This is a genomic window from Roseococcus sp. SDR (assembly GCF_019083995.1).
In the GTDB taxonomy this organism is placed as follows: Bacteria; Pseudomonadota; Alphaproteobacteria; order Acetobacterales; family Acetobacteraceae; genus Roseococcus.
Window position 1 is genome coordinate 135,513 of the sequence record NZ_JAHRCU010000005.1, and the last position, 23,797, is coordinate 159,309.

24 protein-coding genes are annotated in these 23,797 nt (G+C 69.4%); 12 read left to right on the plus strand and 12 right to left on the minus strand.

The genetic code is table 11. The features are described from left to right. Window positions 1-72: 72 nt before the first annotated feature. The 3 genes from KTR66_RS07645 to KTR66_RS07655 are packed head-to-tail and all read left to right on the plus strand — an operon-like array spanning window position 73 to window position 3,025. Window positions 73-1,431, plus strand: coding sequence for a formimidoylglutamate deiminase (locus tag KTR66_RS07645; RefSeq protein WP_213611978.1), 1,359 nt, complete (start codon window positions 73-75; stop codon window positions 1,429-1,431). Continuing rightward, the gene (locus KTR66_RS07650) at window positions 1,428-2,180 is read left to right on the plus strand and encodes an SDR family NAD(P)-dependent oxidoreductase (RefSeq protein ID WP_213611979.1); all 753 of its coding nucleotides are present in this window, start codon (window positions 1,428-1,430) and stop codon (window positions 2,178-2,180) included. The genes KTR66_RS07645 and KTR66_RS07650 overlap by 4 nt, the downstream gene beginning before the upstream one ends. Next, window positions 2,177-3,025 (plus strand): GNAT family N-acetyltransferase, encoded by an 849-nt coding sequence (locus KTR66_RS07655; RefSeq protein ID WP_249731937.1) that lies wholly within the window; start codon window positions 2,177-2,179, stop codon window positions 3,023-3,025. Before KTR66_RS07650 ends, KTR66_RS07655 begins: the two co-directional genes overlap by 4 nt. Here the strand turns inward: KTR66_RS07655 and KTR66_RS07660 are convergent. The 4 genes from KTR66_RS07660 to KTR66_RS07675 all read right to left on the minus strand — a co-directional run bounded on the left by KTR66_RS07660 (window position 3,022) and on the right by KTR66_RS07675 (window position 6,104). Beyond that, window positions 3,022-3,354: a DHCW motif cupin fold protein gene (locus KTR66_RS07660; RefSeq protein WP_213611980.1), complete on the minus strand. Its 333-nt coding sequence runs from the start codon at window positions 3,352-3,354 to the stop codon at window positions 3,022-3,024. The genes KTR66_RS07655 and KTR66_RS07660 overlap by 4 nt on opposite strands. A gap of 90 nt (window positions 3,355-3,444) precedes the next feature. Beyond that, window positions 3,445-3,843, minus strand: coding sequence for a Zn-ribbon domain-containing OB-fold protein (locus KTR66_RS07665; protein ID WP_213611981.1), 399 nt, complete (start codon window positions 3,841-3,843; stop codon window positions 3,445-3,447). A 6-nt stretch (window positions 3,844-3,849) separates the two neighbouring features. Next, window positions 3,850-5,016: a thiolase domain-containing protein gene (locus KTR66_RS07670; protein WP_213611982.1), complete on the minus strand. Its 1,167-nt coding sequence runs from the start codon at window positions 5,014-5,016 to the stop codon at window positions 3,850-3,852. A gap of 113 nt (window positions 5,017-5,129) precedes the next feature. Then, on the minus strand, window positions 5,130-6,104 hold the full coding sequence (locus KTR66_RS07675) for a tripartite tricarboxylate transporter substrate binding protein (protein WP_213611983.1): 975 nt from the start codon (window positions 6,102-6,104) through the stop codon (window positions 5,130-5,132). A gap of 104 nt (window positions 6,105-6,208) precedes the next feature. On the opposite strand from KTR66_RS07675, the gene KTR66_RS07680 reads away from it, so the two are divergent. Then, window positions 6,209-7,165: a hypothetical protein gene (locus KTR66_RS07680; protein WP_213611984.1), complete on the plus strand. Its 957-nt coding sequence runs from the start codon at window positions 6,209-6,211 to the stop codon at window positions 7,163-7,165. Between the two features lie 4 nt (window positions 7,166-7,169). Here the strand turns inward: KTR66_RS07680 and KTR66_RS07685 are convergent, their stop codons facing one another. The 5 genes from KTR66_RS07685 to KTR66_RS07705 form a co-directional block, all read right to left on the minus strand. After that, window positions 7,170-8,045 carry a carbohydrate ABC transporter permease gene (locus tag KTR66_RS07685; RefSeq protein WP_213611985.1) on the minus strand — a complete coding sequence of 292 codons (876 nt, stop codon included), beginning with the start codon at window positions 8,043-8,045 and terminating at the stop codon, window positions 7,170-7,172. Window positions 8,046-8,300: 255 nt separating this feature from the next. After that, window positions 8,301-9,257: a carbohydrate ABC transporter permease gene (locus KTR66_RS07690; RefSeq protein ID WP_213611986.1), complete on the minus strand. Its 957-nt coding sequence runs from the start codon at window positions 9,255-9,257 to the stop codon at window positions 8,301-8,303. A gap of 69 nt (window positions 9,258-9,326) precedes the next feature. Continuing rightward, window positions 9,327-10,652 carry an ABC transporter substrate-binding protein gene (locus tag KTR66_RS07695; RefSeq protein ID WP_213611987.1) on the minus strand — a complete coding sequence of 442 codons (1,326 nt, stop codon included), beginning with the start codon at window positions 10,650-10,652 and terminating at the stop codon, window positions 9,327-9,329. A 30-nt stretch (window positions 10,653-10,682) separates the two neighbouring features. Then, window positions 10,683-11,729: an ABC transporter ATP-binding protein gene (locus tag KTR66_RS07700; protein WP_213611988.1), complete on the minus strand. Its 1,047-nt coding sequence runs from the start codon at window positions 11,727-11,729 to the stop codon at window positions 10,683-10,685. 104 nt (window positions 11,730-11,833) lie between these two features. Continuing rightward, the gene (locus KTR66_RS07705) at window positions 11,834-13,456 is read right to left on the minus strand and encodes a thiamine pyrophosphate-requiring protein (RefSeq protein ID WP_213611989.1); all 1,623 of its coding nucleotides are present in this window, start codon (window positions 13,454-13,456) and stop codon (window positions 11,834-11,836) included. A gap of 110 nt (window positions 13,457-13,566) precedes the next feature. Between KTR66_RS07705 and KTR66_RS07710 the strand changes: the two genes are divergently transcribed. The 7 genes from KTR66_RS07710 (at window position 13,567) to KTR66_RS07740 (ending at window position 19,959) form a co-directional block, all read left to right on the plus strand. Next, window positions 13,567-13,755, plus strand: a complete 189-nt coding sequence (locus KTR66_RS07710; protein WP_213611990.1) for a hypothetical protein — start codon at window positions 13,567-13,569, stop codon at window positions 13,753-13,755. 3 nt (window positions 13,756-13,758) lie between these two features. Next, on the plus strand, window positions 13,759-15,126 hold the full coding sequence (locus KTR66_RS07715) for an amidase (protein ID WP_213611991.1): 1,368 nt from the start codon (window positions 13,759-13,761) through the stop codon (window positions 15,124-15,126). Between the two features lie 16 nt (window positions 15,127-15,142). Further along, on the plus strand, window positions 15,143-16,261 hold the full coding sequence (locus tag KTR66_RS07720; protein WP_213611992.1) for a TIGR03364 family FAD-dependent oxidoreductase: 1,119 nt from the start codon (window positions 15,143-15,145) through the stop codon (window positions 16,259-16,261). Further along, window positions 16,258-17,055: a phosphonoacetaldehyde hydrolase gene (phnX, locus tag KTR66_RS07725; protein WP_213611993.1), complete on the plus strand. Its 798-nt coding sequence runs from the start codon at window positions 16,258-16,260 to the stop codon at window positions 17,053-17,055. Before KTR66_RS07720 ends, phnX begins: the two co-directional genes overlap by 4 nt. A 72-nt stretch (window positions 17,056-17,127) precedes the next feature. After that, the gene (locus KTR66_RS07730) at window positions 17,128-18,468 is read left to right on the plus strand and encodes a Rieske 2Fe-2S domain-containing protein (protein WP_213611994.1); all 1,341 of its coding nucleotides are present in this window, start codon (window positions 17,128-17,130) and stop codon (window positions 18,466-18,468) included. After that, window positions 18,455-18,988: a 3-phenylpropionate/cinnamic acid dioxygenase subunit beta gene (locus tag KTR66_RS07735; RefSeq protein ID WP_213611995.1), complete on the plus strand. Its 534-nt coding sequence runs from the start codon at window positions 18,455-18,457 to the stop codon at window positions 18,986-18,988. The genes KTR66_RS07730 and KTR66_RS07735 overlap by 14 nt, the downstream gene beginning before the upstream one ends. 14 nt (window positions 18,989-19,002) lie before the next feature. Beyond that, entirely contained in the window at window positions 19,003-19,959 is a 957-nt protein-coding gene (locus KTR66_RS07740) for a tripartite tricarboxylate transporter substrate binding protein (protein ID WP_213611996.1), read from the plus strand. A 10-nt stretch (window positions 19,960-19,969) separates the two neighbouring features. On the opposite strand, the gene KTR66_RS07745 is transcribed toward KTR66_RS07740, so the two are convergent. Both KTR66_RS07745 and KTR66_RS07750 read right to left on the minus strand, forming a co-directional pair. Further along, a complete protein-coding gene (locus KTR66_RS07745) occupies window positions 19,970-20,800 on the minus strand; it encodes a GGDEF domain-containing protein (RefSeq protein ID WP_213611997.1) in 831 nt (276 codons plus the stop codon). A 9-nt stretch (window positions 20,801-20,809) separates the two neighbouring features. Next, a complete protein-coding gene (locus KTR66_RS07750) occupies window positions 20,810-21,775 on the minus strand; it encodes a tripartite tricarboxylate transporter substrate binding protein (RefSeq protein WP_213611998.1) in 966 nt (321 codons plus the stop codon). Window positions 21,776-21,863: 88 nt separating this feature from the next. On the opposite strand from KTR66_RS07750, the gene pdxY reads away from it, so the two are divergent. Beyond that, complete coding sequence (pdxY, locus tag KTR66_RS07755; RefSeq protein ID WP_213612095.1) at window positions 21,864-22,712, plus strand: pyridoxal kinase PdxY; 849 nt, start codon at window positions 21,864-21,866, stop codon at window positions 22,710-22,712. On the opposite strand, the gene KTR66_RS07760 is transcribed toward pdxY, so the two are convergent. Next, a complete protein-coding gene (locus tag KTR66_RS07760) occupies window positions 22,709-23,734 on the minus strand; it encodes a YeiH family protein (RefSeq protein ID WP_213611999.1) in 1,026 nt (341 codons plus the stop codon). The two genes, pdxY and KTR66_RS07760, sit on opposite strands and share 4 nt — an antisense overlap. Between the last annotated feature and the right edge of the window lie 63 nt (window positions 23,735-23,797).

Consider the following 23,797-nt stretch of genomic DNA (forward strand, 5'->3'; position numbering starts at 1 on the left):
GGCTGCCATCACGGGCTTGCGCCGCCCGGGCCGCCCCGCGATGTTTCAGGGCATCGTCTTCAAGGGATTCCGATGGCCGAATTCTTCGCCGCCCATGCGTTGCTCCCCACCGGCTGGGCCGCCAATGTGCGGATTGCCTGCGATGCGGCGGGCCGCATCAATGAGGTCACGCCCGGCGCCGCGCCGGGGGCCGCGCGCCGGCTGCGCGGCCATGTCATCCCAGGCATCGCCAATCTGCACAGCCACGCCTTCCAGCGCGCCATGGCGGGCGGGGCGGAGCGCCGCAGCCCGGCCGGCCGCGACAGCTTCTGGACCTGGCGCGAGACCATGTACCGCTTCGCGCTGAGCATCACCCCCGAGGATGCCGAGGCCATCGCCGCCCAACTCTATGCCGAATGCCTGGAGCGCGGCTTCACGCAGATCGCCGAATTCCACTACCTGCACCACGCGCCGGATGGCAGCGCTTACGCCGATCGGTCGGAAATGGCGCAGCGCCTCTTCGCGGCAGCGGCGACGACGGGCATGGGCATCACCATGCTGCCCAGCCTCTACCGGCACGGCGGCATCTTCGGCGCGCCGCCGCATGACGGGCAGCGGCGCTTCCTGAACGATCTGGACGGCTTCCACGCGATCCTGGAACGCGTGCGCGCCACCGCCGCCGCGCAGCCGCATGCCGCCTGGGGTGTCGCGCCGCACAGCCTGCGGGCCGTGACGCCCGCCATGCTGGAAGCGATGGCGGCGCTGGATTGCCCGATCCACATCCATGCGGCCGAGCAGGAGAAGGAGGTCGAGGAGTGCCTCGCCGCCACCGGCCTGCGCCCCGTGGAATGGCTGCTGCGGAACACGCCGCTGGACCGCCGCTGGGTGCTGATCCACGCGACGCACATGACGGCCGAGGAAACCCGCGCGCTCGCCGCCACCGGCGCCGTGGCGGGGCTCTGCCCCAGCACCGAGGCCTCGCTGGGCGACGGCATCTTTCCCTTGCCGGATTATCTCGCCGCCGAAGGGCGGCTCGGCTTCGGCACGGACAGCCATGTCGGCATCTGCCCTGCCGCCGAATTGCGCCAGCTGGAAACGAGCCAGCGCCTGGCCCTCGAATTGCGCAGCGTCGCCACCGATGAGGCGCGTCCCCATCCCGGGCGCGGCCTGCTGGAGCGCGCGCTGGCCGGCGGCGCGCAGGCCTGCGGCGTCGCCATGGGCGGCATCGCGCCCGGCCTGCGCTGCGACCTGGTCGAGCTGGATGACGAGCACCCGACGCTGGTGGGCCGCCAGGGCGATGGCCTGCTGGATGCCTGGTGCTTCGGCCCCGCGGACCGGATGGTGCGCAGCGTGGCCGTGGGCGGCCAGGTGGTGGTGGAAGGCGGCCGCCATATCCGCGAGGGCGCGATCCGTGAGAATTTCTCCCGCACGATGAAGAGGCTCGGCGCATGACGCTTCCGCTGCACGGCAAGATCGCGATCGTCACCGGCGGCAGCCGCGGCATCGGCCGCGCCTGCGCCATCGCCTATGCCGAGGCCGGCGCGGATGTGGCGATCTGCCATCTGGAGGACGAGGCCGAGGCGAAGACGCTGGTACAGGCCGTCACCGCACGCGGCCGGCGCGGCTTCCAGATGGCGGCCGACATGGGGGATGTGGCGCAGATCAACGCCTTCGCCGCCGCCGCCCAAGCGGCACTCGGCCCCTGCGACATCCTGCTGAACAATGCGGGGATGAATATCCGCAACCCCTTCGGCGAGATCACCGAGGCGGAGTTCGACCGCATGGTGGCGGTGCATCTGAAGGGCATGTTCTTCATGGCACAGGCCGTCTATCCCGGCATGGTGGCGCGCGGCGGTGGGCGCATCATCAACATCGCCTCGCAATTGGCACTCAAGGGCTCGCCCGGCATCGTCACCTATTGCGCGGTGAAGGCGGGCATCATCGGCTTCACGCGCGCGCTCGCCCATGAGGCGGGGCCGAAGGGCGTGCTGGTGAATGCCATCGCGCCGGGCCCTGTGGAGACCGACCTGACGCGCGCCCGCGGCCCCGAATGGAAGGCGCGGATCTCGGCCAGCCTGCCGCTCGGCCGCCTCGGCCAGCCGGAGGAGATCGCGGCGACGGCGGTGCTGCTCGCGGGGCCGGGCGGCAGCTTCTACACGGGCGCCTGCCTCTCGCCCAATGGCGGGGATGTGATGCATTGAACGCGCCGCTCGACATCCGGCCCATGCGGCCGGCCGAAATCCCGCAGGCCGTCGAATGGGCGGCGCGCGAGGGCTGGAATCCCGGCCTGAATGACGCCACGGCCTTCGGCGCGGCGGACCCGGAGGGTTTCCTCTGCGCCATGCGCGGCGGCGAGATGCTGGCCTGCATCACGGCGGTGAAGACGGGGGAGGATTTCGGCTTCATCGGCTTCTACATCGCCCGGCCTGACATCCGGGGGCAGGGGATCGGCTTCGCGCTGTGGCAGGCGGCGATGACGCGGCTGGAAGGGCGCTGCATCGGCCTCGATGGCGTGGTCGCGCAGCAGGCGAATTACCGGAAGGTGGGCTTCACGCTGGCCTGGAACAATGCGCGCTACCAGGGCGAGGCGCCGGTGATCCCGGCCGGCGGCGGCGTGCGGATCGTGGATGCGACGGAGGTGGATTTCGCGGCCCTGCTGGCCTTCGACGCCACCTGCTTCGGAACGCCGCGCCCCGAGTTCCTGCGCGCCTGGCTCACCACGCCAGGGCATCGCGCCCGCGTGGCGCTGGGGCCTTCCGGCATCGCGGGCCATGCGGTGCTGCGCCCCTGCCGCGAGGGATCGAAGCTGGCGCCGCTCTTCGCGCTGGATGGGGCGGTGGCGCGCGCGCTGATCGCCGATCTCGCCCCGCACCGGGCATCCGGGCCCTTCATTCTCGACCTGCCGGAGCCGCATGCCGAGGCGGTGGCGCTGGCGCAGGGGATGGGCCTCACGAAGACCTTCGAGACGGCGCGGATGTACACGCGCGAGCCGCCCGTGATGGCGCGGGAGCGGATCTTCGGGCTGACCAGCTTCGAACTCGGTTAGTCCACGATGAAGAGGGTGACGCCCGTGTCGGTGCGGGAGCGGTGTGGGGAATCCCCGAAGTCGGAGACCTGGTAGCTCATGCCGGCCTTCATCGGGAAGGTTCGGCCGTCCTTGAGTTCGGAGACCATCTCGCCCTTTACGACGTAGATGATGTGGCCGCGGTCGCACCAATGGTCGGCCAGGTAGCCGGGCGAGTATTCGACGAGGCGCACGCGGATGTCGCCGATGTTGAAGGTGCGCCAATAGCCCATGCCGGTCTCGCCCGGGTGTTCCGTGCGGGGAACGTGGTCCCAGTCGGTCACGGTGAAGGGCAGGGCCGGGATCTTCATGGAAGTGTGCCTCGTCGGAGGTGCAGGGACCTGAGGTTCCTGCCGGGTAGCTCGAAGGGCAGAGCCCTTCGAACTTTCCCTTTTGTGGCCTTACGCCAGCACGAACACCGGCACCGGCGCCCCGTCACCTTCCGTGGCGCGGAACTTCACCTTCACCTTCTGCCCGACCTTCAGCGCGTCGAGGTCGCATTCGACGATGTTGGTCAGCATGGTGGGGCCTTCGGCCAGCGTCACATAGGCCACGCAGAAGGGTTCCTTCCCGCGCGCCACGCTGTAGCTGTAGATCACGCCATCGCCCGAGGCTTCGACGAACTCGACATTGTTCGAGAGCGTGAAGGGCGAGACATGGCGCGGGTAGTGGAAGAGCTTGCCGGTATCCAGGCACTTGCCGAGGATCAGCTTGCCCGCCCGGCAGCCATCGAAATAGACCTTGTTGTCCGGGCTCTCGGAGGGCGCCGCGGGGGTGCGGTCAAAGGACATGGTGGCCATGGATGATCACTCCCGCTCCAGGATGACGGTGCCGCAGCCATGCCGCGAACCGAGGTTGCCGCCCTTGCCATTGGCAAGCACGAGATCGGCGTTCTTCACCTGCACCGCCGGATGCGCTTCGCCGCGCGCCTGGCGCACCGCCTCGATTACCTTGGTCATGCCGCCGCGGTTGCTCGGGTGGTTGTTGCAGAGGCCGCCGCCATCCGTGTTGAAGGGCAGCTTGCCGACGCCGGAGATCAGGTTGCCATCGGCCACGAACTTGCCGCCCTGGCCCTTCTCGCAGAAGCCGAGGTCTTCGATCTGCACCACCACGCTGATGGTGAAGCTGTCATAGATCGAGGCGTATTTGATGTCGGCCGGCTTCACGCCCGCCTTGTTGAACGCCATCGGGCCCGAGAACTTCGTGGCCGAGTAGGTGAGGTCGATGCCGCCCGCATTCTGGTGCTTGTAGGCCTCGCCCCAGCCCTTCACGCCGACCTTGGGCCGGTTGAGCGACTTCGCGATCTCGGGCCGCGCCACGATCAGCGCGCCGCCGCCATCGGAAATCACGCAGCAATCCAGGCGATGCAGCGGGTCCGCCACCATCGGCGAATTCACCACGTCCTCCACGGTGACGACCTTGGGCAGCATGGCATGCGGGTTGTGCTGTGCATGATGCGAGGCCGCGACCTTCACCCAGGCCAGCTGCTCGCTCGTCGTGCCGAACTCGTACATGTGCCGCATGGCGACATTGGCGTGCATGGTCGCGATCGTGCGGCCATAGGGCAGCTCGAAGCTCTCATCGGGCACGCCGACGCCGGCGGAGCGCACGGCGGTGCCGGTCTGCATGCCCTCGGCGCGCGGACGGCCGGCGAGCGTGATCAGCGCCACATTGCACTTGCCCGCGATGATGGCTTCCACCGCGTGACCGACATGGATGACGTAGGAGGAGCCGCCGCTTTCCGTCGTGTCGTAATGGCGCAGCTTGGTGAGGCCCATGTAGTCGATCATGGACAGGCCACCCATGCCGGGCGCATCGCCCGCACAGAAATAGCCATCAATGTCGGCAGCGGTGAGGCCGGCATCCTGCAGCGCGCCGTAGGCGACCTCGGCATGCAGCTGCGCGGTGGATTTCGTCTCGGCCTTGCGCGTCGGGTGCTCGAAAGCGCCCACGATGTAGGCGGGATTCTTCATGGGGCTCGGTGCCCTTTCCTGGCGGTCATCGCATCCTCCCGGATGATTGGGCCGCGTCCTTGTGGTGCGGCGGCAAGAGCCTCGCTTCCAGGCCGCCATTCGTCAACCTGGGCTCAGCCCAGGTTCAGGCGCCGCGCGAGGTCGCGATACAGCGCGATCTGCGCCTCCACCATCGCGCGCATGGCTGCCCCGTCGAGGTATCGGGGCACGCTGCCGGTGCGGCGGGTGGCGGCGAGCCATTCGGGATCCCCTGCCGTGGCGCGGGCCACGCGGCTCCAGAATTCCAGCACGGGCACGGGCAGGTTCGCGGGCGCGGCCAGCGCGTTCCAGCCGGCGAGCTGCGAGAGGGCCGGAAGCCCCGCCTCGGCCGCCGTCGGCACGCCGGGCAGGCTAGGCAGGCGCGCATCGCCGCTGACCACCAGCGCGCGCACCTGGCCCTGCTGGATGGCGCCCAGCATGTCACCCAGATTGTTGCCGACGAATTGCGCGTGGCCGCCCAACAGCGCCGTCAGTGCCTCGCCGCCACCGCGGAAGGGCAGGGCCTGGGCGGCGTCGATCGGCAGGCCGGCGCTCGCCAGCATGTGGCGGATGCCGAGGTCGAGGATGGTGGCCGGCCCGCTGGTGGCGAAGTTGAGCGTGCCGGGTGCCGCGCGGATCGCGGCCAGCAGCGCGGCCAAGTCCGGCCAGGGCGCATCGGCGCGCACGCAGATCACGAAGGGGTTTTCATCCAGCAGCGCGAGCCAGGTGAAATCCTCGACCGTATAGGGCGTGCGCGGATCGGTCGCCGGCAGGATGGCGGAGGAGCCCACGCGCGCCAGCAGCAGCGTGTGCCCGTCCGGCCTGGCGCGCGCCACATATTGCGTGCCGATCGCCCCCGACGCGCCGGTGCGGTTCTCCACAATGACGGGCTGCGGCGGCTGGCCCATGTGCCGGACCGCATGCGCGGCGAAGAGCCGGGCCGCGATGTCCGCCGCCCCGCCCGCCGAGAACGGGGCGATCAGCGTGACCGGCCGATCCAGCACCTGCGCCCGGGCCCTGGGCGTGAGGCAGATTGTGCTTGCCGCGAGGAGTGTCCGGCGTGTGATCATGCGGATGTTGCCTCCCTGATTCGGGGCCAGCCCGGAGGGCAGCATGCCCCGGCCGGAACAGGAAGGGTTGCCCTTTCGCTTCACGCCATGCTACCGCGTGTTGCATGTTGACCAAGACTGGCCTGCCCAGGGGGGCGAGCGCACGCTTCGCGCCCCGGCACCCACCACTGGTTCGCGCGCCGCACCGCTTCGTGCAGCGCGGGTCCTTCCCCCGGGGAAGCCTTCGTGGCCTCGCTCTCAGCGCCTTCACGGCCTGGGTGCTGGGTGCGCTGACCTGGGGCCTGCCCGGCACCGCGCGGGCCCAGGAAGCCCGCCCGAGCGCCCAGAGCCGCCCGGCCGCCACGGCGCCAGCCGCCCGCCCCGCTGCCACCCCGGCCGCGCGCCCCAACACCAGTTCCGCGGCGCGCCGGCCGGCCAATAGCCGGACCGCCCAGCGCAGCCGTCCGCCCGCGGGCACCACCCGCATGCGCGATGCCCCGCAGGAGCTCATTCCCGTCCTGGCCTCCGACATGCCACGGGGGACGACCCAGCTGTCGCCCCGCGCCGCCTGCCTCCAGGCCACCCAACGCGCCGAGCAGGTCCATGGCCTGCCGACCGGCCTGCTGACCGCCGTGGCACTCGCCGAGAGCGGCCTGCATGCCTATGCGCTGTCCATCGGCGGCCGGGCCCATTTCCCGGCGACCGAGGAAGCCGCGCGCCAACTCGTGAACAATGCGCCGCCGCGGCGCAGCATCATGGCCGGTTGCGTGCAGGTGAATGCCCGCGTCCATGCCCGCAACTCGCACTGGCCGCTCAATCCCGATGCCTCGGCCGACTGGGCCGGCGGCATGATGGCCCGCTGGGCGCGTGAGACGGGCAGCTGGTCCACCGCGCTGCGCCGCTGGCATGGCGGCAGCCCCGCCTCGACCCAGCGCCTGGTCTGCCGCGTGAAGGCCAAGATGGAAGTGACCAGCCCGGGCAGCGACATCTTCGACGATTGGAACTGCGCTTCGGGCCAGGCCGACCGTACGCGCCGCAATGGCGAGGTCCACCTCGCCACCGCGCAGCGGCAGACCGAGTAGCGCGCTACTCTTTCACGGCGCCGGTCAGGCTGCTGACATAATAGTCCACGAAGAACGAGTAGAAGATCGCGACCGGCAGCGAGCCGAGCAGGCTGCCCGCCATCAGCGCGCCCCACTGATACACATCGCCCGTCACCAGCTCCGTCAGGATCGCGACCGGGACGGTCTTGTTCTCGCTGCTCTGGATGAAGGCGAGCGCGTAGATGAACTCGTTCCAGCTCAGCGTGAAGGAGAAGATGCCGGCACTGATCAGCCCCGGCACCGCCAGCGGCAGCGTGATCTGCCGCAGGATCTGCAGGCGCGTGGCGCCATCGATCAGCGCGCATTCCTCCAGCTCGTAAGGGATGGACTTGAAGTAGCCGATCAAGAGCCAGGTGCAGAAGGGCACGAGGAAGGTCGGATAGACCAGGATCAGCGCCATCGGGCTGTCGAACAGGCCCAGCTGCACCACCATCGTCGCCAGCGGGATGAAGAGGATGGAGGGCGGCACCAGATAGGCCAGGTAGATTGCGAGCCCCACATACTGGCTGCCCGTGAAGCGCAGCCGCTGGATCGCATAGGCCGCGAGCGTGCTGGCGAAGAGCGACAGGAAGGTCGCCCCCACCGAGACCATCATCGTCGTCCACAGCCAGGAGGGATAGGACGTCTCGAACAGCAGCTTCCGGATATGCTGCAGCGTGGGCGAGGTGATCCAGAAGGGATTATGCGTCGCGAAGTCGTAAAGCTCCGCATCCGGTTTGAAGGCCGTGACCGTCATCCAATAGAACGGAAACAACAGGATCAGCAGGAAGCACGACAGCGGGATCCACAGCAGCACCATCCGGCGCGCGCGGCTGTCCCACTGCATCGTCTCCGGCGCGGCGGTCGAAGCATTGCTCATGGCGTAGGCCCTGTCTGAAGGTGCTGAGCATGTCGGGGCGCGTCGCAGGGGCTTTGCCCCTGCACCCCACCAAAGGCCGGGGGCCTTTGGAAACCATCTTGGGGATTTGGGAGAGGGGCCTGCGTTCGCGCCTGGCCCCGAGCCTGTCCCTTGCCCCTCTCCCAAATCCCCAACACACGGGTTCCGAGGGCCTGGGCCCTCGGCGGGGTCGAGGGGCAGAGCCCCTCGTGGCGCACCCGTGACACGCGCGGCCCCTCAGTCATTGCCTTCGCCTTGCTGCCACTTCCGGCGGGCGAGGGCGAAGTAGCTGAACAGCGTCGCGAAGACGAGGAAGGGGATCATCGAGACGGCGATGGCAGCGCCTTCGCCCAGTTGTCCGCCGGGGATGCCGCGCTGGAAGGCGAGGGTGGCGAGCAGGTGGGTGGAGTTCACCGGGCCCCCGCGGGTGATCGCGTAGACCAGCTGGAAGTCGGTGAAGGTGAAGATGATGGAGAAGGTCATCACGATGGCGAGGATGGGCAGCAGCATCGGGAAGGTGATGTAGCGGAAGCGCTGCCAGGAGGAGGCGCCGTCGAGCAGGGCCGCTTCGTAGAGCGAGGGCGAGATGGTCTGCAGCCCGGCGAGGAGCGAGATGGCGACGAAGGGGATGCCGCGCCAGATATTGGCCGCGATGAGCGAGAAGCGCGCCGGCCATTCGCTGCCGATGAAGTCGATGTTCGTGGTGCGCCAGCCCAGCACGTCCACGAAGACGTAGCTGATGATGGAGAATTGCGGGTCGTAGATCCACCAGAAGGCGATGGCGGAGAGCACGGTCGGCACGATCCAGGGCAGCAGGATGATGGCGCGGATCAGCGACTTGAAGGGCATGTGCTGGTTGAGCAGCAAAGCGAGCCACAGGCCCAGGCCGAATTTTCCGATGGTGGCGATGCCCGTGTAGAAGACGCTGAAGAAGACGGCGTTCCAGAAGATCGGGTCGGTGAAAAGGAACTCGAAATTCTCGAGGCCGACATAGATGCCGCGCCGGCCGATCGTCGCATCGGTGAAGGCGAGATAGACGCCGAGGCCGAGCGGATAGGTCAGGAAGACGCTGAGCAGGCCGACGGCCGGCAGCAGGCAGGCGATGATGAGCACCGCCTTGTTGTCGAAGAAGCGGGAGAGCGCCGTCTGGGGCGGTCGGTTCCTGGACCAGTGCAGGCTGGTGGTGGCGTCCATCGGGGCTCCTCCCGGGGCATCAGGACCCGCGCGGCGCCGTGCCGCGCGGGTGTCTCAGGTCAGGCGTGCTCAGCGCCGGCGGAAGAAGCGCGCGGCGCGGCGCTCGGCCTCGCGTGCGGCGGCTTCCGGCGTGGCCTGGCCCGAGGCGACGGCGGCGCACATCTGCACCATCACGTAATCGGCGTTCGCGGCCGCGGTGCCTTCGGTGATCGGGCCGCTGTAGCCGTTGTAGAACTCGCTATCCATCGTGTCGCGGAAGATCGAGACCTTGGGATCGCTCGTCCAGACGGCGCTGTTGTTGTAGGCGTTGAGCGGCTGCGCCCAGTAGCCGACATTGGCCTGCAGCCAGGGGTCGTATTGCGGCGATTCCAGCAGGAAGGCCAGCAGCGCCTTGGACGCATTCGGGAAGCGGCTGTGGCGGAACACCATGGCGTTGAGCGTGAGGCCGGCCATGGGCGCGGACTGAACGACGCCCTTGGGCATGAGCTGGTGCTCGGTGTCATCGGCGATGGGCCGCGTCGCCGGATCGTTCTTCAGCGCGAAGTAGAGCGAGACGCCGTTGGAGGTGAGGAACAGCTCGTTCGAGGCGTAGGCGCGATTGTTGCTGATGTCGCCCCAGGCGAGGGTGCCGGGGATGAAGGTGGCGTAGAGCTCGCGCAGGTAGTTCAGCGCCGCGATGGTCTGGCGGCTGTTGATGCCGACGCTGCCGTCATCATTCACCAGCCGCCCGCCGAAGGACCAGACGAGCCAATTGGCGAAGCCGTTGCCGTCACCCACCGCATTGCCGAGGGCGAAGCCGGCCGGCTTGTTGTTCCGCCGCAGCGCCTGGCAGAGGCGCAGGATGCCGGCATGGTCCTCGGGCACGGACTGGAAGCCCGCCTCCGTCACCGCCGATTTGCGATAGACCAGCGGCCCGCCCGAGGCGCCGAAGGGCAGGCCGATCCAGTTGTTGGTGCCGTGCCGCTTGCCGTAGCGCTGGGCCAGGCGCTTCCAGCCGCCATACTTGGCGCCGAGATACTCCGCGACGTCGGTGATCTCGATCAGCTTGTCCGCATAGACATGCGGCGCATCGCCGAAGCCGATGATGAGGTCCGGCCCCGCGCCGGTATTGGCGGTGACGGCGGTCTGCTGGTTGATGTCCTCCCAGCCCACGAAATCCACGCGGACCTGCACGCCGGTGGCGGCGGTGAAGCGGGCGCAGTTGGCGCGGAACACCTCCTCGTCGGGCTGCACGAAGCGGACGGGGCGCAGCACGCGCAGCGTGGCGCCGTTCTCGATGCGCCAATTGGGCGTGGCGACGTTCGCGGCCTGGATGGATTGGCCCATGGCGGGGGCGGCGGCGAGGCTCGCCGCACCCATCACGCCCAGTTCGCGGCGTGTGACGTTGATGGTCATTGTCCTTGTTCCTCCCTGTTGGCGGCGCGGTTAGATCCGCTGTCCGGTGGTCTTGTCGAAGAGGTGGGCCTGTGCGGCCGAGGGCAGCACAGGCAGGATTTCCCCGGCCTTGGCCGAGATGCGTTCGCGGAACACGCCGTTCACGCGGGTCTCGCCGATGCGCAGCATGACCAGCGTCTCGCTCCCCATGGGCTCGACCACGACGACCTCGGCCGGCATGCCATCGCCCGCCAGGCGGAAATGCTCGGGGCGGATGCCATAGACGGCGGGGCCGTCGGGCCAGGTGCCCGGCGGCAACGGCCAGCTCACGCCATCGGGGGTCAGGAACGCGCCATGTTCGATGCGGCCTTCCAGCAGGTTCATCGCCGGGCTGCCGATGAAGCCGGCCACGAAGAGGTTCGCGGGCCTGTCGTAGAGCTCCAGCGGCGGGCCCGCCTGTCGGATATGGCCCAGCTCCATGACGACGATCTTGTCGGCCATGGTCATGGCCTCGATCTGGTCATGCGTGACGTAGACGGTGGTGACGCGCAGGCGCTGGTGCAGCTCGCGGATCTCGGAGCGCATCTGCACGCGCAGCTTGGCGTCGAGGTTGGAGAGCGGCTCGTCGAAGAGAAAGACCTGCGGGTCGCGCACGATGGCGCGGCCCATCGCCACGCGCTGCCGCTGCCCGCCCGAGAGCTGGCGCGGATAGCGGTCGAGCAGGTTTTCCAGGCCGAGGATCTTGGCGGCGCGCGCCACCTCCGTCTGCATCACCTCCTTCGAGGCCTTGGCCAGCTTCATGGAGAAGGCCATGTTCTCGAAGACGGTCATGTGCGGATAGAGCGCGTAGTTCTGGAACACCATGGCGATGTCCCGGTCCTTCGGCGGCACGTTGTTGACCACGCGCCCGCCGATGGCGATCTCGCCGCCGGTGATGTTCTCGAGGCCCGCCAGCATGCGCAGCAAGGTGGACTTGCCGCAGCCCGAGGGGCCGACCAGAACGACGAACTCGCCATCCTCGATGTCCACCGAGACGCCGTGCAACACGGAGGTGCTGCCGAAGGCCTTTCGGACGTTACGGATTTCTACGGACGCCATTTACCGCTCCGATCGCCGCGCAGCGGCGTGAATCGGCGCGGCAGCAAAGCTGATGGCTCGCTGCGTGTGCGCCACGAAGTTGGGGACAGTGTTCATGCGAGCCATCAGAACCTCGACACCTGGGTTTCCTTGGAGGTGATGAACTCCAGCAGGGCAGGGGTGCCATTGCGGGTCTGTTCGATGCCGCGCTGGATGGCGGGCACGATCTGGTCCGGCGTCAGCACGCGCTCGCCATAGCCGCCGAAGGCGCGGGCCATCTCGGCGTAGTTGCCGCTGATGTCGGTGGTCCGGAACTTCTCCGTGCTGAGCGCCATGATCTTCAGCTCGATCGCCATGGAGAAGTTGTTCAGCAGGATGGAGAGGATCGGGATGCGCTCGCGCACCGCGGTCTCGAAATCCATCCCCGTGAAGCCGATGGCGGCATCGCCCCAGACATTGATGCAGAGCTTGTCGGGGGCGGCGAGTTTCGCGCCCATGGCGAGGCCCAGGCCATAGCCCAGCTGCGTCGTCTTGCCCCAGCCCAGATACGAAAGCGGCGTGCGGCTGATCCAGAAGGGCGAGAGCTGGTCCCGCGGCGAGCCCGCATCATGGGTGATGATGGTCTGGTCCGGGTCCACCGTGCGCCAGAGGTCGCGCAGCACGCGATAGGGGTTGAGCGGCGCGTCGTTGCTGTCCCGCTTCTCGGCCCATTTGGCGAGCCAGGGGGTGCGCAGCGCCTCGATCGCGGCCTGCACGGGCGCATGCGGACGGGCGGCCATGCCGCGAAGCTCGTCGATGAGCGCCTGCAGCACCAGTTGCGCATCGCCCAGCAGGCCGATGTCGCAGCGGATATCCTTGTCGAGGTGGTCCGGGTCCAGCGTCGCGTGGATGTACTTGGGCCCGACAGGCATCTTGATGCCGAAATTGGTCTCGGTGAAGGAACAGCCGACGCCGAAGACCACATCCGCATCATCCAGGAATTTCCGCACCGGATGCGGCATGGCCAGCCCACCGGAGCCGAGCGCCAGCGGATGATCCTCCGGGAAGCTGGACTTGCCGCCGAGGCTCGTCGTGACCGGGGCGGCCAGCATCTCCGCCAGCTCCCGCAGCTGCGGCCAGGCCTGGGCCCAGTGGATGCCGGTCCCGGCGTAGATCACCGGGCGCTTTGCGTTCTTCAGCATCTCAGCCGCGCGCTTCACATCGGCCGGATCGGGCGCGGAGCGGACGGCGAGGACGGGCGTATAGCTCCAGTTCTCCGGCATCTCCTCCTGGAACATGTCGGTCGGGATCTCGACCACCACGGGCCCGCCGCGGCCATTGCGCAGGCGCGCGAAGGCGCGGCGCATGATGTTGGGCACCTCGGCGGCGGACATGATCGCCTCGGTGGATTTCGTGATGCCCTTCATCTGGATGGTGCTGTTGTAGTTGGGCGGCACATGCGCGATGCGGCGCGGATAGCCCATGGGCAGCACCAGCACCGGAACGCTCTCGCCGAAGCACTGCGCGACGCCGCCATAGGCGTTCTCGGCCCCCGGCCCATGCTGCATGCAGAAGGCGCCGAGCTTGCGGGCCGAGGTGACGCGGCTGATGGCGTCCGCCATGTGCAGCCCGATGCGCTCCTGCCGCACCATGACGGGCCGGATATCAATGGCGGCGCAATGCTCGATCATGTGGTTCACCGGATAGCCGGTGAGCACCTCGATCCCCTCGCGACGCATGATTTCCGCGATGGCGTCCCCGACCTTCATGCGGCCCTGTCCTCCCCAAAATTATTTCTTGGGAGGAAGGCTAGCCCCCGCTTCGCATGGGCTGCAAGCATGGCAAGCTATGTTGCTGTGCAGCAGAGATGGAGATCCCGATGCCCGAGCCGCTTCCGCCCGACCAGTTCGCCACGATGATGGCGCAGGCGGGCATCAGCCTGCCCGCCGCAGAGGTCGAGGATCTGCGCCACGCGCACGCCAGGCTCGCAGGCATGCTGGAGGCGCTGCGCAAGCCCGCGCCGAAGCTGGTGGCCGAGCCGGCCTTCACGTTCAGCACGGAGAAGTAGGCGATGATCCCAACGATCGCCGAGGCCGCGTCCCTCATCGCGGCAAAGAAGCTCTCGCCCGTCGAACTCATGCGCGAATGCGAGTCCCGCATCGCGGCCCAGAACGGCGCTCTGCACGCCTTCATCCTCGAGACGCCCGAGCGCGCGCTGGCCGATGCCAAGGCTGCCGAGGCGCGCCAGATGGCCGGCATGCTGAAGGGCAAGCTGGATGGCATCCCCATCGGCCACAAGGACATCTACTCGACGGCCGGCATCCGCACGACCTGCCATTCGGCGCAACTCATCGACAATGTGCCTGCCGAGGACGCCGTCACCGTCGCCAAGTGGCGCGATGCTGGCGTGGTGCTGATGGGCAAGCTCGCCACGCATGAATTCGCCTTTGGCGGGCCGAGCTTCGACCTCCCCTGGCCGCCCGCGCGCAACCCCTGGAACACCGAGTGCTTCACTTCCGGCTCCAGCAGCGGCACGGGTGCCGCGGTCGCGGCTGGGCTGATCCTGGGCGGCACGGGCTCGGACACGGGCGGTTCCATCCGCGGCCCCGCGGCGCTCTGCGGCATTGCCGGCATCAAGCCGACCTACGGCCTCTGCTCGCGCACCGGCATCTATCCGCTGGCGCAGACGCTGGATCACGCAGGCCCCATGGCCTGGACGAGCGAGGATTGCGCCATCCTCCTCGAAGCCATGGCCGGCCATGATCCGAGCGACCCCGGCAGCGCGGCCCGTCCCGCGCCGCGCTTCGATCTGGCGCAGGATTGGCGCGGCCGCCGCGTCGGCCTGATCCGCCACATGCATGAGCAGGACAATCCGGTCAGCCCCGCGACACTCAAGGGCATCGAGGAGACGGCCGAGATCCTGCGCAAGCTGGGTGCGACCGTCGTGGATGTCACGCTGCCCTCGCTGCAGGAGTTCAACGCGGCGGGCTGGGTGACGCTCTCGGGCGAGGCCTGGGCCGTGCATGAGGAATGGATGCGCAGCCAGCCGCTGAAGTATGGCGAGTTCCTGCGCGGGCGCCTGGCACTCGGCGGCCTGCTTTCGGCCGGCGACTACATCCAGGCGCAGCGCCAGCGGCGGGACCTCATCGCGCGCAGCGTGGCCGCCAGCGCCGATGTGGACCTGCTGCTGACCGCCGCCGCCCCCGGCGAGGCGCCCAGGATCCGCGAGGTGCCGAAATGGGCGAGCCTCGAGAAGCCCAACTTCACCATCGCCTTCAACCTGCTGGGCTGGCCGGCGCTCACCATCTGCACGGGCTTCGGCGAGGGCGGGCTGCCGGTGGCGGCGCAGATCATCGGCAAGCCCTGGCAGGATGGCCTGGTGCTGGCCGCGGGCCATGCGGTGGAGCGCGAGAACGGAGCGCGCGGCAAGCGCCCCTGAGGCTGGGAGCAGGCGGATGGAACGCAGCTACGACCTGATCGTCATCGGCCACGGCATCGTGGGCCTCGCGCATGCGCTGGCGGCGGCGCGGGCCGGGCATCGCGTGGCGGTCCTGGACCGCGACGCGCAGCCCAATGGCGCCTCCATCCGCAATTTCGGCTTCGTCACCGTCACCGGCCAGGGCTGGCCCGACACCTGGCGCCGCGCCCGCCGGGCGCGCGAAGTCTGGGCCGGTGTCGCGGAGGAGGCCGGCATCCCGGTGCTGCAACGTGGCCTGCTCATGGCCGCGCGCCGGCCCGAGGCGCTGGCGGTGATCGAGGAATTCGCCGCCGGCCCGATGGGCGAGGGCTGTCGCATCCTCCGCCCCGAGGAATTGCCGGCGCCGCTCGCCCCCGGCCTGCTCGGCGCCCTGCATTCCCCGCATGAGCTGCGCGTGGAAAGCCGAGAGGCGCTGCCCCGGCTGCGCGCCTGGCTGGCCGAGCGGCATGGCGTGGCGCTCTTCCCGCAATGCGCGGCATTCGCCGTCGAGACGGGGGCGGTGCACACGCCGCAGGGCCGCTTCACCGCGCCGCATATCGTGGTCTGCCCCGGCACGGATCTGGTCTCACTCTTCCCCGAGGCCTTCGCGGCACGTGAGACGACGCTGTGCAAGCTGCACATGCTGCGCCTCGCCGATCCCGGCTGGAAGCTGCCCGCGCCCGTGATGAGCGACCTCGGGCTGCACCGCTACCGCGGCTATCACGGCGCCCCCTCGCTGCCCGCGCTGCGCGCGCGGCTGGAGGCCGAGCAGAAGCCGCAGCTCGACCAGGGGGTTCATCTCATCGTCGTGCAATCGGCCGATGGCAGCCTCGTCGTCGGTGACAGCCACCACTATGCCGCGACCCCCGACCCCTTCCAGCCGGAGAGCGTGGACGCGCTGATCCTGGAGGAATTCGCCGCCGTGCTCGGCACCCCACCGCCCACCATCGAGCGCTGGATCGGCGTCTATCCCTCTGGCCCCGCCGATGCCTTCTTCGAGGCGCCGATGCCCGGCGTGCGGCTTGTCTCCGTCACCTCGGGCACGGGCGCTTCCACCGCCTTCGGCCTGGCGGAGGAAGTGCTGGCCGACCTCATGCAGATGGAGTTTCCGGAATGATCCAGGCCGTGATCCTCGACTGGGCGGGCACCGTGCTCGACCATGGCAGCCGCGCGCCGATGGCGGCTTTCGTGAAGGCCTTTGCGCATTTCGGCGTGGAGATCAGCATCGCCGATGCGCGTGGGCCCATGGGCATGGCCAAGCGCGACCACATCCGCCTGGTTGGCCGCGCGGTGAACGACGCCTGGCGCGCGAAGCACGGGCATGACTTCAACGAGGCGGACATGGAGGCGATCTTCGCCGTCTTCGAGCCGCTCAACGTCGCCGCCGTGAAGACGGCCGAGCATTCCACGCTCATCGCCGGCGCGCGCGAGGCGCTGGAGTGGTGCAAGGCGCGCGGCATCCGCATCGGTTCCACCACCGGCTATACGCGGCCGATCATGGAGGAACTGGCACCTCTCGCCGCCGCCCAGGGCTTTTCCCCCGAGGTGATGGTCTGCGCGGGCGACCTCGCGGCCGGCCGGCCGGCGCCGCTGCAGATGTGGTACGCCATGGCGAGCATGGGCATCTGGCCGGCGAACACGGTGGTGAAGTGCGACGACACGCCGCCCGGCATCGGCGAGGCGCGGAATGCCGGCTGCTGGGCCGTGGGCTTCGCGCTGTCGGGCAACATCGCGGGGCTTTCAGAGGCCGAGATGGCGTGGGCCAGCGAAGCGGAGAAGGCCGAAATGCGCGCGCGCGCGACCGCCGAGCTGCTTGAGGCGGGCGCTCATCTGGTGGTGGATTCCATCGCCGACCTTCCGGCCGCGATCACCGCGATCCAGGCGCGGATGGCGCGCGGCGAGACGCCCTGAATTCGCATCTTCCCTGCGCGCTGAACCCGCGCCAACATGCCCCCTCGCGGAGATGTTGCGTGAGGGCGGCCCATGAGCAGCGATTTCGCCGATCTCGTTGACCTGTCGGAAGGCATCGTGCAGCGCGCGGCCTTCACCGACCCCGCAGTCTTCGCCGCCGAGCAGGAGCGCATCTTCGCCCGCGCCTGGATGTTCCTGGGCCATGAGAGCCAGATCCCGGAGCCGGAGGATTTCTTCACCTCGCGCATGGGGACCGAGAGCGTGATCCTCGCGCGCGACCGGGACGGGCAGATCCATGCGCTGCTCAATTCCTGCACGCATCGCGGCATGAAGGTCTGCCGGCATGATCACGGCAAGGCCAAGGTCTTCACCTGCCCCTATCACGGCTGGTCCTTCAGCAATGACGGGCGCCTCGCGGGCGTGCCCGGCGCGCTGGTCGGCGTGCCGCATTTCGACAAGGCCTATCGTGGCGAGCTGAAGCGTGAGGATTGGGGGCTGAGCCGCGCGCCACGCATCGAGAACTACAAGGGCTCCATCTGGGCGAGCTGGGACCCCGATGCGCCGGATTTCCTCGACTACCTGGGCGATATGCGCCTCTACCTCGACTACGCGCTGGATGCGCGGGACGGCACGCCAGGTGCGTCCCGCGTCGTCGCCGGCGTGCAGAAGTGGCGGGTGAACTGCAACTGGAAATTCGCGCCCGAGAACTTCATCGGCGACATGTATCATGACATTAGTCACAGGTCCGTGGACATGGTGGGCATCGGCCCCAATGGCGGGCAGGGGCGGCGCGCCAATTTCCGCCCGCGCATCGCCATCGGCTTCCCCGGGCGCGGCCATGGGCTGCTCGGCGAATTGCCGACCACCGAGCCCGAGGAATGGAACAATGCCTGGGCGCTGCATCCGGAGGTGGATGAATGGTATCGCGCCGCGCATGAGAAGCGCCTGGCCGACCTCGCCGGGCGGCCGCGCGTGGCGATGTCGGTCGGCACCATCTTCCCGAATATGAGCTTCCACGGGCGGCAGCCGCGCACCATCTTGGTGGCGCATCCCATCTCGCCCACCACCACCGAGATCTGGCGCTGGTGCCTGGAGGATGTGGCCGCACCCCAGAATGTGCGCGACGCCGCGCGCGAGTATTTCCTGCGCTACTCGGGCCCCGGCGGCATGACCGAAAGCGACGACATGGAAAACTGGGCCTATGCGACCGCGGCGAGCCAGGGCCCCATCGCCCGGCGCCGTCCCTACAACTACCATATGGGCATGGGCCATGCCCGCCCCGCGCCGGGCCTCAGCGATGCCGTGGAATGCGGCGAGATCACCGAGGAGAATGCCCGCATCTTCCATGGCCGCTGGGCCGATTTCATGCGCGGCCAGCCCTGGCCGATCCGGCTCTCGCATGCCGCCGAGTGAGGCCGCCCTCGCGGCCCTGCTGCTGCGCGCCGAGATCGAGGAATGGCTGCTGGCCGAGGCCGATCTGCTGGATGCTCGCCGCTACCGGGACTGGCTCGCGCTGCTGCATCCGGAAGTCCGGGTCGCCATGCCCATCGCCCGCAACCTCGCCCCCGCGCTGCTGGCGCGCGAGGAGCGCACGCGGGCGGGCCAGGACGTGATGTGGGTGGATGAGGGCTTCCGCACGCTGGAGCAGCGCGTGCGCCAGCTCGAGACCGGCATCCATTGGGCGGAGGAACCCGCCTCGCGCGTCACGCGCCTCATCTCCGGCGTGCGCATCCTGGAAGCGGCGCCCGATCGCGTGCTGGCCGGCTGCCGCTTCATCCTGCATCGCAACCGGCTGGAGGATGAGACGGACCTCCTGATCGGCCGGCGGCGGGACACGCTGCTGCGCGCGGGTGAGGGCTGGCTGCTGCACCGGCGCGAGGTGCTGCTGGACCAGTCCGTGCTGCACGCGAAGAACCTGACCACCTTCCTGTGATGAGAGGATGGCCCATGCATCGCCGCTCGCTCTTGCTCGCCGCACCCATGCTCGCCCCCGCGCCCGCGCTGGCGCAGGAATGGCCGCCACGGCAGATCCGCATCATCGTGCCCTTCCCGGCGGGGCGGGTGACGGACCTCATCGCCCGAATCCTGGCCGAGGGGCTGCGCGGCAGCAGCGCCGTGGTGGACAACCGCCCCGGCGCCAATGCCGTGCTCGGTCTCGATCTGCTGAAGCGCGCCGCCCCGGATGGCGCGACGCTGCTGGTGGGCGGGCTTGGCAGCCACGGCCTGCCGCCCGCGGTGATGCGCAACTGGCCCTTCGATGCCGCGCAGGATTTCACGCCGATCGGCCTCGTCGCCGAATTCGTGAATGTGATGGTGGTGCCCAATGAGCTGCCGGTGCGCAACCTCCAGGAGTTCATCGCACTCGCCCGCGCTCGGCCTGGCGCGCTGAACTACGGCTTCACCAGCGTCGGCGCCTCCAACCAGCTGACCGCCGAGCTCTTCCAGCAGCGCACCGGCACGCAGCTCACCGGCGTGCCCTTCGGCGCCACGGGCAATTCGCTGGTGCTCCTGCAGCGCGGCGACATCCAGGTGGCCTTCGACAACCTGCCCGTGGTGGCGGGCGCGGTGCGCGGCGGCACGCTGAAGGCCCTCGCCGTCACCAGCCCCTATCGCACCGCGCAACTGCCCGAGGTGCCGACGGTGCAGGAGGCGGGCGTGCCGGATTTCGCCGTCACCTCCTGGATCAGCCTCTACGCGCCGCCGGGCATGCCGCCCGCGCTGCGCGCGCGGATCGAGGCCATGGTGAAGGAGATCATGGAATCGCCTGCCGCCCGCCAGCGCCTGACGGGGGCGGGATTCGAGCCAGCCTGGAAGGATGGCGCGGCGCTGGCCGCGTTCCAGGCCGCCGAGATCGCGCGTTGGCGCGGCGTGGTCCAGGCGGCCGGCCTGCAACTCGAGGGGTGAGGCGCAGCCCTCAGCGCAGGCTGATCCGTGCCTGGTTCCGCCCGCCTTGCTTCGCGGCGTAAAGCGCCTCATCCGCCGCGTTGAACGCGGCCTCCAGCGCCACCGCATCGGAGTGCGGCACGGCCGCGATGCCGGCGGAGAGCGTGAGCGCGCGCTCGGGCGCGCCGGGATGCGGCACGCTCGTCATGATCGCTTCCCGCATGCGGTTCACCAAAGGCAGGGCCTCCTCGGGCGTCAATCCGGGAAGCACCATCGCAAACTCCTCGCCGCCCACACGGCCCAGCGCGTCCTCGCGGCGGATCGCCGCCTGGGCGGCATCGGCGACGCTCTTCAGAAGCACATCGCCCGCGCCATGGCCCCAGCCATCATTCACCGCCTTGAAGTGATCAATGTCGAGCATGACGGCAACGCTCGGCTGGCCCTGCCGCGCGGCGCGGGAGAGCGCGGCCTCGGCCAGGCGCGCGAAGCCCATGCGGTTGGGCAGACCGGTCAGCGGGTCATGCGTGGCGGCTTCTGCGAGTTCCGCCTCCAGCCGGTCCCGCGCGGCGAAGGCATGCGCCATCCGCAGGAAGAAGAGCGGCACGAGGGAGTCCACCCCGAGCCAGACCCAGTTGATCAGCTCGACCTCGATGCCCGCCTTGCGGATTCCCTCATCCAGGCCGGAGCCCAGATGCAGCAGCCCCACCAGCACCATGAGCGCGGCGCCGACCAGCCCGCGCATGCGCCGGTCGGGGCGCCGGACATAGCCCATGCCCATGCGCCAGCCGATGAAGCCCGCGTAGAAGCAGAGCCCCGCCAGCGCGACCCGCGCGGCGAGGAAGAACTCGTCATCCCAGTTCATCGGTCCAGGTCATTCGGCGCGGATGTTCCCGGCGCGGATCACCTCGCCCCAGGCCGCGATCTCGGTCTGGAGGAACTCACGGAACTGCTGCGGGGACATGTCCACCACCACACCGCCCTGGCTCACGATGCGCTCGCGCTCGCGGGCGCTGGTCGCGAAGCGGCGGCCCTCGGCATTCAGCCGGTTCACGATGGCGGGCGGCGTGCCGGCCGGCGCCACCAGGCCCGACCAGGTCTGCGAGGCATAGCCCACGGCACCCTGCTCGGCCATGGTGGGCAGGTCGGGCCAGGAGGGGTGGCGCTCACGCGTCGTGATGGCCAGCGCCTTCAGCCGCCCGCCGCGCGCATGCGGGCCGGAGGAGGAGGAACTGTCGAAGAGCACGTCGCAATGACCGGCGATGGTGTCCACCACGGCCGGGCCGGAGCCGCGATGCGGGATATGCGTCATCTCCACATTCATCGCGCGCGCGAACATCTCGGCCGAGAGATGCGAGGGCGAGGCGACGCCGATCGAGCAGTAGTTGATCTGGCCGCGCCGCGTGCCGGCCCAGGCCACGAATTCCTGCATGCTGTTGGGCGGGCGGTTGGTCGGCACCACCATCATCAGCGGCGTGACCGAGGGCAGGAGCACATGCTCGAAGCTGCGGATCGGATCATACCCGGCCTGGAGCATCTGCGGCAGGATGGAGAGCGGGCCGCTCGCCGTCATCGAGAGGGTGTAGCCATCGGGGGCGGCGCGCGCCGCCATTTCCGTGCCCAGCATGCCCGAGGCGCCGGAGCGGCTTTCCACCACGAAGGGCTGGCCGAAGGCTTCCTGGTAATGCTGCGCGACGAGGCGGGCCACGGCCTCCGTGCCGCCGCCGGGCGGGAAGGGGACGATGATGCGCACCGGCCGTTCGGGCCAGGCCTGGGCGAGGGCGATGCCGGGCAGCAGCAGCGGGGGGAGCAGCAAGGCGGCAAGGACGAAGCGCAGCATGAACGGGCCTCCATCTCGGGGAAAGGCAGCGTGGCATCCGCCGCACCCCGCTTGCAAGGCCGCCCGGAGCGGTTATCCCGTGCGGGTGATGAACATCCTCTCGATCCAGTCCTGGGTGGCCTATGGCCATGTCGGCAACGCCTCCGCGATGTTTCCCCTGCAGCGCCTGGGTGCCGAGGTCTGGGCCATCCATACGGTGCAGTTCAGCAACCACACGGGCTATGGCGCCTGGCGCGGCCAGGTGCTGGGCGCGGCGCTCATCCGCGACTGCGTGCAGGGCATCGCCGAGCGCGGCGCGCTGCCGGCGTGCCACGCCGTGCTGAGCGGCTACATGGGCGATGCCGAGATCGGCGCGGCCATCCTCGATGCCGTGTCGCAGGTGAAGGCGGCCAACCCCGCGGCGCTGTGGTGCTGCGACCCGGTGCTGGGCGATGACGGGCGCGGCATCTATGTGCGGCCCGGCATCCCGGAATTCCTGCGCGACCAGGCGATGCCCATGGCCGACATCGCAACGCCGAACCGCTTCGAACTGGAATGGCTGACCGGGCTGCGGGTGAGCGATCTCGCCACGGCGCAGGCGGCGGTGACGGCGCTGCAGGCCATGGGCCCGCGCTGCGTGCTGCTGACGAGCCTCGATCTGCCGGACATGCCCGAGGGGACGATCGGCATGCTGGCGGCCGAGGGCGGGCGCTTCTGGCGGGTGGCGACGCCGCTGCTGCCGCTCAGCGTGAATGGCGCGGGCGATGCGATCGCGGCGCTCTTCCTGTTCCACCGCCTGCGGACGGGCGATGCGGGGCAGGCGCTGGCCGCCGCGGCCTCCTCCGTGTTCGGCGTGCTGCGGCGGACGGCGGAAGCGGGCTCGCGCGAATTGCTGACGGTGGCGGCGCAGGAGGAATTCGTGGCGCCGTCGTGTCGCTTTGACGCGCTGGCCTGTTAGATCACCGCCACGCCCACCAGCGCCAGCAGCGTGATGAACAGCGTGGCGGCCACGCCCAGCAGCAGCGGCGCAGCCCCGCGCGCGTGCAGCGCGCGCAGATCCGTCTGCAGGCCCAAGGCCGCGACCGAGGCCGCCAGCATGATCGGCACCACGAAGCGCGAGGCATCCACCACGAATTTCGGCACGAGGCCGGTGCTGCCGATCACCACCAGCGCCAGGAAGCCGAAGGCGAACCACGGCACGGGGGCCTTCGCGTGCCCGGCCTCGCCCATGTGGCTCCGCGCCACCCACCAGCCGAGTGCCACCACGGCCGGCGCCAGCAGGAAGACGCGGGCGAGCTTCATCACCGTGCCGGTCTGCGCCGCCTCCGGCCCGCCGGCCGCCGCCGCACCCACCGCCTGCACCACCTCATGGATCGCGGCCCCGGCCCAGAGGCCATAGGTGTTGGCCGACATGCCCATGAGTTCGCCCAGATAGGGGAAAAGGATCAGCGCCACCGTGCCGCAAAGGGTGATGACGGCAAGCGCATAGGTCACGTCCTCATCCTTGCCGCGCGCCACCTGGTTGGCGGCGACGATGGCGGACGCGCCGCAGATCGCGGTGCCGGTGCCGATCAGCAGGGAGAGCTTCGGGTCCACCCCCATGACGCGGCCGAGCCAGATGGTGAAGGGCAGCGTCAGCCCCACCACCAGGAAGGCCAGCACCAGCGCGCCGAGGCCGAGCGAGGCCAGCATGCCGAGCGTCACCTGGAAGCCGAGCAGCACGATGGCCGCGCGCAGCACCGGCCGCACCGCATAGGCGATGCCGGGCTTGAGGCTGGCCGGGCGGCCGATCACGGCACCGAGTCCCACGCCCAGCACGAGGGCCACCACCACCGGGTTCAGCGCCGCGATGCCCGTCATGTTGCGGATGATGATGGCGATGGCCGCGATGATAAGGCAGAGGCCAAGGCCAGGGGCCAGGCTGCGCAGCCGGTCCGGGAAGGATTGGGCGGCGCTGGGGGCGCTGGTCGGGGCTGCCATGGATGCTCGCAATCAAGTCGGGAAAGGATGGCGAGACGGTCCACCCGCGGGGGGGCGGCGTCA

What these genes read in the sequence shown, in the direction of transcription:
- KTR66_RS07645 (WP_213611978.1), top strand. Translation starts at nt 73, where the DNA reads ATGGCCGAATTCTTCGCCGCCCATGCGTTGCTCCCCACCGGCTGGGCC.
- KTR66_RS07650 (WP_213611979.1), top strand. Translation starts at nt 1,428, where the DNA reads ATGACGCTTCCGCTGCACGGCAAGATCGCGATCGTCACCGGCGGCAGC.
- KTR66_RS07660 (WP_213611980.1), bottom strand. Translation starts at nt 3,354, where the DNA reads ATGAAGATCCCGGCCCTGCCCTTCACCGTGACCGACTGGGACCACGTT.
- KTR66_RS07665 (WP_213611981.1), bottom strand. Translation starts at nt 3,843, where the DNA reads ATGGCCACCATGTCCTTTGACCGCACCCCCGCGGCGCCCTCCGAGAGC.
- KTR66_RS07670 (WP_213611982.1), bottom strand. Translation starts at nt 5,016, where the DNA reads ATGAAGAATCCCGCCTACATCGTGGGCGCTTTCGAGCACCCGACGCGC.
- KTR66_RS07675 (WP_213611983.1), bottom strand. Translation starts at nt 6,104, where the DNA reads ATGATCACACGCCGGACACTCCTCGCGGCAAGCACAATCTGCCTCACG.
- KTR66_RS07680 (WP_213611984.1), top strand. Translation starts at nt 6,209, where the DNA reads ATGTTGACCAAGACTGGCCTGCCCAGGGGGGCGAGCGCACGCTTCGCG.
- KTR66_RS07685 (WP_213611985.1), bottom strand. Translation starts at nt 8,045, where the DNA reads ATGAGCAATGCTTCGACCGCCGCGCCGGAGACGATGCAGTGGGACAGC.
- KTR66_RS07690 (WP_213611986.1), bottom strand. Translation starts at nt 9,257, where the DNA reads ATGGACGCCACCACCAGCCTGCACTGGTCCAGGAACCGACCGCCCCAG.
- KTR66_RS07695 (WP_213611987.1), bottom strand. Translation starts at nt 10,652, where the DNA reads ATGACCATCAACGTCACACGCCGCGAACTGGGCGTGATGGGTGCGGCG.
- KTR66_RS07700 (WP_213611988.1), bottom strand. Translation starts at nt 11,729, where the DNA reads ATGGCGTCCGTAGAAATCCGTAACGTCCGAAAGGCCTTCGGCAGCACC.
- KTR66_RS07705 (WP_213611989.1), bottom strand. Translation starts at nt 13,456, where the DNA reads ATGAAGGTCGGGGACGCCATCGCGGAAATCATGCGTCGCGAGGGGATC.
- KTR66_RS07710 (WP_213611990.1), top strand. Translation starts at nt 13,567, where the DNA reads ATGCCCGAGCCGCTTCCGCCCGACCAGTTCGCCACGATGATGGCGCAG.
- KTR66_RS07715 (WP_213611991.1), top strand. Translation starts at nt 13,759, where the DNA reads ATGATCCCAACGATCGCCGAGGCCGCGTCCCTCATCGCGGCAAAGAAG.
- KTR66_RS07720 (WP_213611992.1), top strand. Translation starts at nt 15,143, where the DNA reads ATGGAACGCAGCTACGACCTGATCGTCATCGGCCACGGCATCGTGGGC.
- phnX (WP_213611993.1), top strand. Translation starts at nt 16,258, where the DNA reads ATGATCCAGGCCGTGATCCTCGACTGGGCGGGCACCGTGCTCGACCAT.
- KTR66_RS07730 (WP_213611994.1), top strand. Translation starts at nt 17,128, where the DNA reads ATGAGCAGCGATTTCGCCGATCTCGTTGACCTGTCGGAAGGCATCGTG.
- KTR66_RS07735 (WP_213611995.1), top strand. Translation starts at nt 18,455, where the DNA reads ATGCCGCCGAGTGAGGCCGCCCTCGCGGCCCTGCTGCTGCGCGCCGAG.
- KTR66_RS07740 (WP_213611996.1), top strand. Translation starts at nt 19,003, where the DNA reads ATGCATCGCCGCTCGCTCTTGCTCGCCGCACCCATGCTCGCCCCCGCG.
- KTR66_RS07745 (WP_213611997.1), bottom strand. Translation starts at nt 20,800, where the DNA reads ATGAACTGGGATGACGAGTTCTTCCTCGCCGCGCGGGTCGCGCTGGCG.
- KTR66_RS07750 (WP_213611998.1), bottom strand. Translation starts at nt 21,775, where the DNA reads ATGCTGCGCTTCGTCCTTGCCGCCTTGCTGCTCCCCCCGCTGCTGCTG.
- pdxY (WP_213612095.1), top strand. Translation starts at nt 21,864, where the DNA reads ATGAACATCCTCTCGATCCAGTCCTGGGTGGCCTATGGCCATGTCGGC.
- KTR66_RS07760 (WP_213611999.1), bottom strand. Translation starts at nt 23,734, where the DNA reads ATGGCAGCCCCGACCAGCGCCCCCAGCGCCGCCCAATCCTTCCCGGAC.